This window comes from Bacillus mycoides (genome assembly GCF_001757995.1).
GTDB classification, from domain to species: Bacteria; Bacillota; Bacilli; order Bacillales; family Bacillaceae_G; genus Bacillus_A; species Bacillus_A mycoides_B.
The window spans coordinates 1-7,547 of record NZ_LXLV01000049.1 but is presented as its reverse complement, the minus strand read 5'-3'; the positions used below and the strand labels follow the sequence as shown (position 1 = coordinate 7,547).

The window sequence follows — 7,547 nt, the reverse complement described above, 5'->3', positions numbered from 1 at the left end:
TACATCTATCATTATAACTACAAACGATTCCAAAAACGACTCAATCATCGAGCTCCGATCGAATATCGAATTTCGATGGCTGCATAGTCTTTTTTACAGTTGTCTACTTGACGGGGATAAGTCCAAATTGAGTGTCTTCTTTTAAAATTTCACATACTACATCTAATTAATGGCGTATCGCCACATGCCCATCAACCTAAAGAATCAAAATCCCCCATAACGAAAATTCTATCCAATGTTGTTTATTGATAATGATGTCTTATGTTAACCAACTTTGTATGGAATATACAACATAACTTTATGGTAGAATCTTGTTAAAAAGGGGGAATAATCATGGTGATTGATTTAGAAATGGATAAAGAAATGCATCCAACAGTTGCTCTTTTATATGCTACAGTTAAGGATACATACAAAAGATTAAAGATACTGGTATCAGACATAACTCAAGAAGAATTGGATTATAAAGGATCAACTGGAAATCTAAACAGTATAGGTCAATTATTAAAACACTTATCAGTAGTAGATTTACATTGGGTATATCGATTAAAGAATGAATCTATACCCACAAATATCGAATTAGAATATGGTCCAATGATTCATCCAAATGGAAAACTTCCTTCAGTAAATAATGAATCTACTAATAAATTAATAAAAGCTTATGATAGAGTACAAGAGATGTTTCATTTAGAATGTAAAAGGTTATCTGAAGATGATTTAAATCAGGTTGTTTCATACGAAAATGGAAAACGGGCGACAATTAGATGGGGAATATGGCATATAGCTGATCATAATCGTTATCACCAAGCCCACATTAGCTTGCTAAAAAAATTATACAGAGAAGAACGAGAGAATATTTAACTTCCTACATCACTGACTATGCAAATATATAATGGTAATAGGAATAATTATTAGACGGCTATATGAGGTACCGTCACATCGCTATAAAGCTAAGTTTTTGCACTACCCATAAAGCAAAGAAGACGTTATCCTTTCCTATGATTCTACAGAAAGAATAACGTATTTTTTCATTTTAGGGGGCTTTTCTTTTTATTAGTTTGATAGCGAGGTGACGATACCCCTTTATTATTTTTCAGACTTCGCTTGTTCTAAAATGTATGCTTCTTCTTGTTCGGGTGTCGCTAATTCGTATGCTTTACCAGTGCTATTATTGTCCCATTCCCATAATAAATTATGCTCCTCAACCGATTGAGAGAAATCGCCTTCATACCAACGAACCAACATCTTAAGGTACTGTTCTTTATGTTGTAAGGTTCCACTATTACTTTCATCAATCGCTCGACGTACTTTTTCGATATTTTCTGGAGTCATTTTGATAAATCCTTGTTTTTCGTGAGATAATACTTTTTGATGAGTCATTTTGTGCATTGCATTGATTATATGACGATCAGAGTGGAGGTCAAGTATTACCTCTTCCCCTTTAATTCTCTCAGTCTGCTTTTCCTTAACGTCTGAACCTGCATACGTACCGACTTTGTAACCAGTAAAAATACCAACTGCTATAGCAATAACTAAGGTTGATGTGATTTTAATCCACTTTTTCAAACCTCTTACCCCCCTTTTATTGAAGTGTACCATAAAAGAAGAACTGTATACCCATATCTATCTGTGAGGTCCACATAACGCATCATTATCAGTAGTCAATGATGCATGAAATTTTCGTCCTGGGGGTAATTAAAAATCTTAGCTTGATAGCGATGTGGGCACACAACATAAAAAAACCGCTCCTTTTCGAGCGGTTTCCTCTTAGAATGAAGGTTATCCATTCTATGTGGCAATGTTTGCATGAAAGCAATAAAAATTAATAATTTCCTACATAAAAAACAGAAAAACACTATCCAGCATTACGTTCCATTACAAGAACCAAACAACCCTTTTCAGACCATGGTTCATGTTCTGTATTAGGTCCATAACAGAGATAAGAACCTGCTCCATACTCAACATCATTGCTGATAAGAGCTCCATCTAATACGAATAATTCCTCGGTATCCTTATGCGTATGTTGAGGGAATTTTGCCCCCGGTGCAAATCGCACGACATAACGCAGTTCACCATTCTCATCTCGTAATGGAATTTGTTCTATACCATCCATAACAAATTTCCACTCACTGTTTGTGATATCAACGGAAAATAAATCTTTCATGTTATCATCTCCTTCTATACAAATAGTAATTTACGATGATATATTGGTCAATATGAACAAAAATGAACTATCCTTCAGGAGGAATGAATTATGGAAATTCGTTTGTTACAGACATTTCAAGCTGTTGTCCAATGTGGTAGTCAGATAAAAGCAGCAAATCTGCTGCAATACGCACAATCTACCATCACCCTACACATCAATCAATTAGAAGAAAAACTCGGCATCAAACTGTTTGAGCGTAAAGGAAAACAAATGGTGCTAACCGAAGCCGGAAGACTTGTGAAAGAACAGGCAGATATTTTATTAAATCAAGTGGATGTAATCACCGAAACCGCAAAAGAATTTTCAATCGGTCAGAAAGGACTTATTCGGATTGGAGCAATTGATTCCATTGGCAAAACAAATTTGATTTCCGTACTAACAACGTTTATGAAAGAACACCCACAAATTTGTCTTTCCATTGAAAGTGGCGTAACCCAACAATTTAGTCAACGGATTATCGCTAACGAACTTGATATTGCCTTATGTCCCCCTCCATCACCAGAATTAAATCTTGAATTTTATCCGCTATATGAAGAAAAGCTTTGTTTGATACTGCCAATCGACCATCCATTATCTACACAAGAAAAAATTTACATGTGCGATTTGGAAGATGAAAATTTCATTTTAACTGGACAATTTTGTGATTATCGGCGAAAAATAGAGCATGTTTTTCTTCATCATGGCTTTCATTTACACTCTAATTACGATGCAGCAAACATGGAGATGGTTTTAAATCTTGTATTACAAGGGTTTGGTATTGCTATGCTACCTAGCAATTTCGTTACCAATTCACATCAATACGCTATTCGTGACATCGATGATATTTCATTCGCTTTACCTGTTGGATTAATCCGCAAAAAAAATAAAGTCCTCAGCCCTGCTACAGAAAAATTGGTAGCTAACATATTTTCATCCTGCTAAACAAGCGCAAAAACCAGCTAATGTTTGTCAAGCAAATCTGCCTTGGTACCTAAAAGATTTTTTGCTATAATATTTATAGGATTTATTGGTTATGCACAATAGAGCTCGCCTTGCTTCCTGATTAAAACAGTCAGCTATCGCGAGAATTGAAGGCGCTAAAGTAATTCCGCGTATCGATACAATACAATTACTTACAAAAACTCTGGTATTGAAATTGGATATTGTTATCGATGAACAAGCTTCAGCATTAGCTATGGTAAAATAATGTTAAAAAAGTAGCCATGTGGTTTATTAAAACCCTGTGGCTTCTTTTCGTATCACGCAATATGAACTGTTTTTGTTGGCCAGCTCGAGCATCTGCAGCTCATGTTCCTGGTGTTTCTGAAAAAAGTGCAACTTTGCGATTATTGTTTACAAATAATAAAGTTATAGATGGGGTACCGCCATCAAGCTAAGGTTTTGAAGTAACCCCTAAACGAAAATTTTCATTCTCTACAGGTAGTTACTCTGAGGAGTCAGCTCATTTTTTTCGTTTTGGGGGCGTTTATTTTTCTTAAGTTGTTGGGCATGTGGTACTGCTCCTTTTAATTTTTATAACATGTAATTGCTCCAGGCTGATTTCAACAATAATCTTCTAATATATGTTTCTCCATAACTAGACTCCTTATGTGAAAATTTATCACTACTAGCCCAAACAACATTTATCTCAAATCATATGCCGACTTACAGTTTGATACGTAAATAATACAACTGGTTCTTTTCAGTTCCAATTGCTTACCTCCTTCTGAATTAACTCTCGATGTTAATTAGTAATATAACGAATTGTTTTTCCAATCGACTTTCTTACACACAATCCTTAAGATTAACTTCCTGTACTAGTGAATGCACTTAATCCATATTTCCAGAAACGATAAGAAATGAAACATAGTATGATAGCAACGAGTGGTGTACACAAAGATACCCATTTATACCCCTTATCGAAGAAAAAGGCAGCTGGATAAAAGGATGTGAAACTGTAAGGAATAATAAACGTTAAGATAAATGCGATAACTTTATTATAAATTGTAATCGGATACCGCGAAAAATCACTTAAATTGAATACTGCTGATACAACAGGGAGACTATCTGTCATCCAAAAAGAAAATGTTATAAAAAATAAATTTAATGCAACAAAGATAAGACCACTTGAAATAATCATTATGATGAGTATTAGTACATTTCCCAATGAAATTGCAATATCTAGATTACTAATGGAATAATAAAGAACCATTCCCCCTATTATTAGTTGCCCTATTCCATCTTGTTGAACACGCTCCGCTATAATTTGGAACAGCGGGTTAATAGGACGGATTAGCAAACGATCTAAATTTCCTGTCCGAATGTATTGCCATCCAATCGTCCATAAATTATCAAAGAAAATGTGATGGATTGCCCTTCCTGCAAACGCAATACCGTAGATTAAGAGAATTTGATAAAAGTTCCACCCTTTCAAAGTCTCAATATGATCAAATATCACTTTTAAAAAAAAGATAGCGGCAAATTGTTGAATGAAGACTGAAGAAATTCCTATTAAAAAGTCTACTTTATATTCCATCATAACTTTTAAGTGTTGCTTAAAATAGACAATGTATAAGAATGAGTATCGTTTAAGAGTTTGCAACAATTCAATCACCCCCCAAATATTGTGATTTTTCGGATTGCCAATGTCCATAAAAATCTAACAAGTACTGTAATAAAGATTAACCATATGAATTGTGTCACAATTGCCGTATAAGCCTGGGTACCTGAAATAGAACCTGTATAAATAGAAACAGGTATATAGACCATAGACTGAAAAGGCAAAAACATACTAATTTCTTGAAACCATTGTGGATAAAGCGATAATGGGACAAGTGCTCCGGAACAAAATTGAAGAACAGACTCTCGTAGAAGTCGAAGTCCCCATATATTAACGGTCCAAAAAGCTAATATACCAATAATAAGATCTAGTTGAGTTCCAATTAAAATCCCTAAAACTACACTTACCGTAAATAATAGAAAAGACTCTATTGATTGTGGTAGTTGAATTCCTACAAACCAGACGGCAAACAGTAGCATAGGGAACGTTGTACGCATAGAATTAGAAATTTTTTGCCCTATATCCATCGCTACAAGTTTATCTAACAAATGATATGGCTTCATAAGTTCCAATGCTATATCACCTTGTTTAATCATTCTCGCTAAATTGGTTCCTACTCCAGATACGTATTGTTCCAATAACAAAGCTATAACCATATAAGTTAGCATATTAGATAGTGAAAGTGCTCCAACAGTCTCTTTATTCTCGTATACAGCAGTCCAAAAATAATACAACGTACATAATTTAACGATAATTGCAAATGTACCCGCCCAATACCACGCTGCATATGAGGTATCTAGCTTTATCTGCACTTTAAGCATTTCCCAATATTTCCTCAAGGGATTCCTCACCTCCATGCTGATAAAGATCTTTAATAATTGTCTCTAATTTTGGGTTTGAAATCGTCAAATCTGATATTTTATTGTGCCTTGCAAGTTCGGAAAGCACAAATTCCGATGAAACTGTCTTTGTGTGAAAACTTAACTCTACGCGAGATTCATTTTCTGCTTCATTCTTCTGTACCACTATGTAATTTTGTAATGATACAGGAATCTCAAACATTGTGTGCTCTTCTAATTCTAAAGATAGGATGCGGTTATAAGAAAAACGATCTTTTAGATCTTGTAAGTCCCCATCATAAATAATAGATCCTTTATCAATAATAATAATTCGCTGGCAAAGCTCTTCTATGTCCTGCATATCATGAGTAGTTAATACAACTGTTACGTCCAATTTCTTATTCATTTCCTTAATAAAACTACGTATTTTTTCCTTTACATCAATATCTAAACCAATTGTAGGTTCATCTAGGAATACAACAGAAGGTTGATGAAGAAAAGCAGCAGCCAACTCACAACGCATTTTTTGTCCGAGTGATAGCTGACGAACAGGTAATAGCATTAAAGTTCCGAGATCCAGTACATCTTCAAATAAATGCAACATTTCCTGATATTTTGTTTCTGGAATCTCATAAACATGTTTTAATAGTTCGAAAGACTCCCGCACCGGTATATCCCAAGCAAGTTGTGTCCGTTGTCCAAAAACAGCTCCAATATTTTTAGCATTTTCCTGCCTATTTTTGTATGGAATAATTCCATTTACCTTAATTTCACCAGTATCTGGAGTTAAAATTCCACACAGCATCTTAATAGTGGTTGACTTTCCAGCACCGTTGAATCCGATATATCCAACCATTTCTCCTTTTTTAACAGAAAAAGCAATCGGTTGCACTGCCTGCTTATCATAATATTTCCGTTTTATTAAAGCTTTTATTGCACCCATTAAACCTGGCTTTCGCTCTAAAATCTTATAGCTTTTCGTAACATTCTTTACTTCAATCATTTATAAATCCCCTACTTCCCCTTTTACAAATATTAGCCGTTATACAGCTAAAGTATGATAGCAATTAAATAAATACCTTCACCCTACTACACCTGCCTCCCATAAAATAAAGATTAATTGTAGATTATAAACTAACATCCCTTTTAACGAAAGCGTTTGCATTAATGGAAACTAGTATAATTTTACAGGAGCATTTAAATATAATCAACAGATTTAAGTGTGTGGAAACAAACCACACGCAAAGACCTTTTTTCCTTGACCTAATATCTTTTATGTAATTTTTCAAGCCTCTTCCATATCGACCTTTTTCCCATAATTAATTCTCTAGATGCTTTTCTTTCTCGAATAGATTAAACATCAAGTAACTCTAAAATATACAATAAATATAGTAGGTGGGGAATATTTGACGCTTACACGAAAAGCGTTTTCCCTATCGCCATCAAGTTAAAAAACTAATTATCCCACAAAACAAAAAAAACGAGCTGAATTCACATAAATAACTGTAGAGAGATAAAAATTTCGTTCTGGGGGTACTATAAAATTTTAGCTTGATGGGCTGTGGTGCTACCCTTTGTGCTGAAGATAAGATCGTATTCTCCGATCTTATCTTTTTTTATTTGTAGAAATTTAATGCAAAAAAAATAGAATCCTTATTAGGCCTCACCATACCATTTTGGGAAAATTGTACGCTTAGACACAATTTGGGGACATTTCAACGAATTCTTTGTACACTAGCATGATTTTTTGTTCTTCCTATTGATTTATACTTTATATTTCTTACTATTTCAGCGAAAATGATAACTAGACCTATACCATCCATTTAAAACAGGAGGAAACACAAATGAAATGTTATCAATTGCACTTGGAATTAGTGGGATGTCCTTTCCCCATTTGGAGAAGAGTTAGTTTACCGACAGATTTATCCTTTGATGATTTACATGACGTGATTCAATGCTTATTTCA

The 7,547-nt window shown here is 34.3% G+C and carries 9 protein-coding genes; 4 read left to right on the top strand and 5 right to left on the bottom strand.

Annotated features, from left to right (window positions below; all coding sequences use genetic code 11):
- Positions 1 to 3: 3 nt before the first annotated feature.
- Complete coding sequence (locus BWGOE10_RS34050) at positions 4 to 87, top strand: hypothetical protein (RefSeq protein ID WP_367890491.1); 84 nt, start codon at positions 4 to 6, stop codon at positions 85 to 87.
- A 249-nt stretch (positions 88 to 336) separates the two neighbouring features.
- Complete coding sequence (locus BWGOE10_RS16360; RefSeq protein WP_070144066.1) at positions 337 to 858, top strand: DinB family protein; 522 nt, start codon at positions 337 to 339, stop codon at positions 856 to 858.
- 225 nt (positions 859 to 1,083) lie between these two features.
- Here BWGOE10_RS16360 and BWGOE10_RS16355 read toward each other — a convergent pair whose 3' ends face one another.
- Together BWGOE10_RS16355 and BWGOE10_RS16350 are read right to left on the bottom strand one after the other, a co-directional pair.
- A complete protein-coding gene (locus BWGOE10_RS16355; protein WP_070144065.1) occupies positions 1,084 to 1,563 on the bottom strand; it encodes a PRK06770 family protein in 480 nt (159 codons plus the stop codon).
- A 289-nt stretch (positions 1,564 to 1,852) separates the two neighbouring features.
- Positions 1,853 to 2,161 (bottom strand): cupin domain-containing protein, encoded by a 309-nt coding sequence (locus BWGOE10_RS16350; RefSeq protein WP_002094998.1) that lies wholly within the window; start codon positions 2,159 to 2,161, stop codon positions 1,853 to 1,855.
- Between the two features lie 90 nt (positions 2,162 to 2,251).
- Between BWGOE10_RS16350 and BWGOE10_RS16345 the strand changes: the two genes are divergently transcribed.
- On the top strand, positions 2,252 to 3,124 hold the full coding sequence (locus BWGOE10_RS16345; RefSeq protein ID WP_070144064.1) for a LysR family transcriptional regulator: 873 nt from the start codon (positions 2,252 to 2,254) through the stop codon (positions 3,122 to 3,124).
- Positions 3,125 to 3,986: 862 nt separating this feature from the next.
- Here BWGOE10_RS16345 and BWGOE10_RS16340 read toward each other — a convergent pair.
- The 3 genes from BWGOE10_RS16340 to BWGOE10_RS16330 are packed head-to-tail and all read right to left on the bottom strand — an operon-like array spanning position 3,987 to position 6,584.
- Positions 3,987 to 4,787: an ABC transporter permease gene (locus tag BWGOE10_RS16340; RefSeq protein ID WP_070144063.1), complete on the bottom strand. Its 801-nt coding sequence runs from the start codon at positions 4,785 to 4,787 to the stop codon at positions 3,987 to 3,989.
- Between the two features lie 5 nt (positions 4,788 to 4,792).
- Positions 4,793 to 5,581 carry an ABC transporter permease gene (locus BWGOE10_RS16335; RefSeq protein WP_070144062.1) on the bottom strand — a complete coding sequence of 263 codons (789 nt, stop codon included), beginning with the start codon at positions 5,579 to 5,581 and terminating at the stop codon, positions 4,793 to 4,795.
- Entirely contained in the window at positions 5,556 to 6,584 is a 1,029-nt protein-coding gene (locus BWGOE10_RS16330; RefSeq protein ID WP_070144061.1) for an ATP-binding cassette domain-containing protein, read from the bottom strand. Before BWGOE10_RS16330 ends, BWGOE10_RS16335 begins: the two co-directional genes overlap by 26 nt.
- An 841-nt stretch (positions 6,585 to 7,425) precedes the next feature.
- On the opposite strand from BWGOE10_RS16330, the gene BWGOE10_RS30240 reads away from it, so the two are divergent.
- Positions 7,426 to 7,547, top strand: a 122-nt coding sequence (locus BWGOE10_RS30240) for an IS1096 element passenger TnpR family protein (protein ID WP_145925677.1), incomplete at its 3' end; no start/stop codon positions are given.

Bases quoted from the DNA above. Each gene is read 5' to 3' on its own strand.
- BWGOE10_RS16345 (WP_070144064.1), top strand. From the start codon at position 2,252: ATGGAAATTCGTTTGTTACAGACATTTCAAGCTGTTGTCCAATGTGGT.
- BWGOE10_RS16350 (WP_002094998.1), bottom strand. From the start codon at position 2,161: ATGAAAGATTTATTTTCCGTTGATATCACAAACAGTGAGTGGAAATTT.
- BWGOE10_RS16330 (WP_070144061.1), bottom strand. From the start codon at position 6,584: ATGATTGAAGTAAAGAATGTTACGAAAAGCTATAAGATTTTAGAGCGA.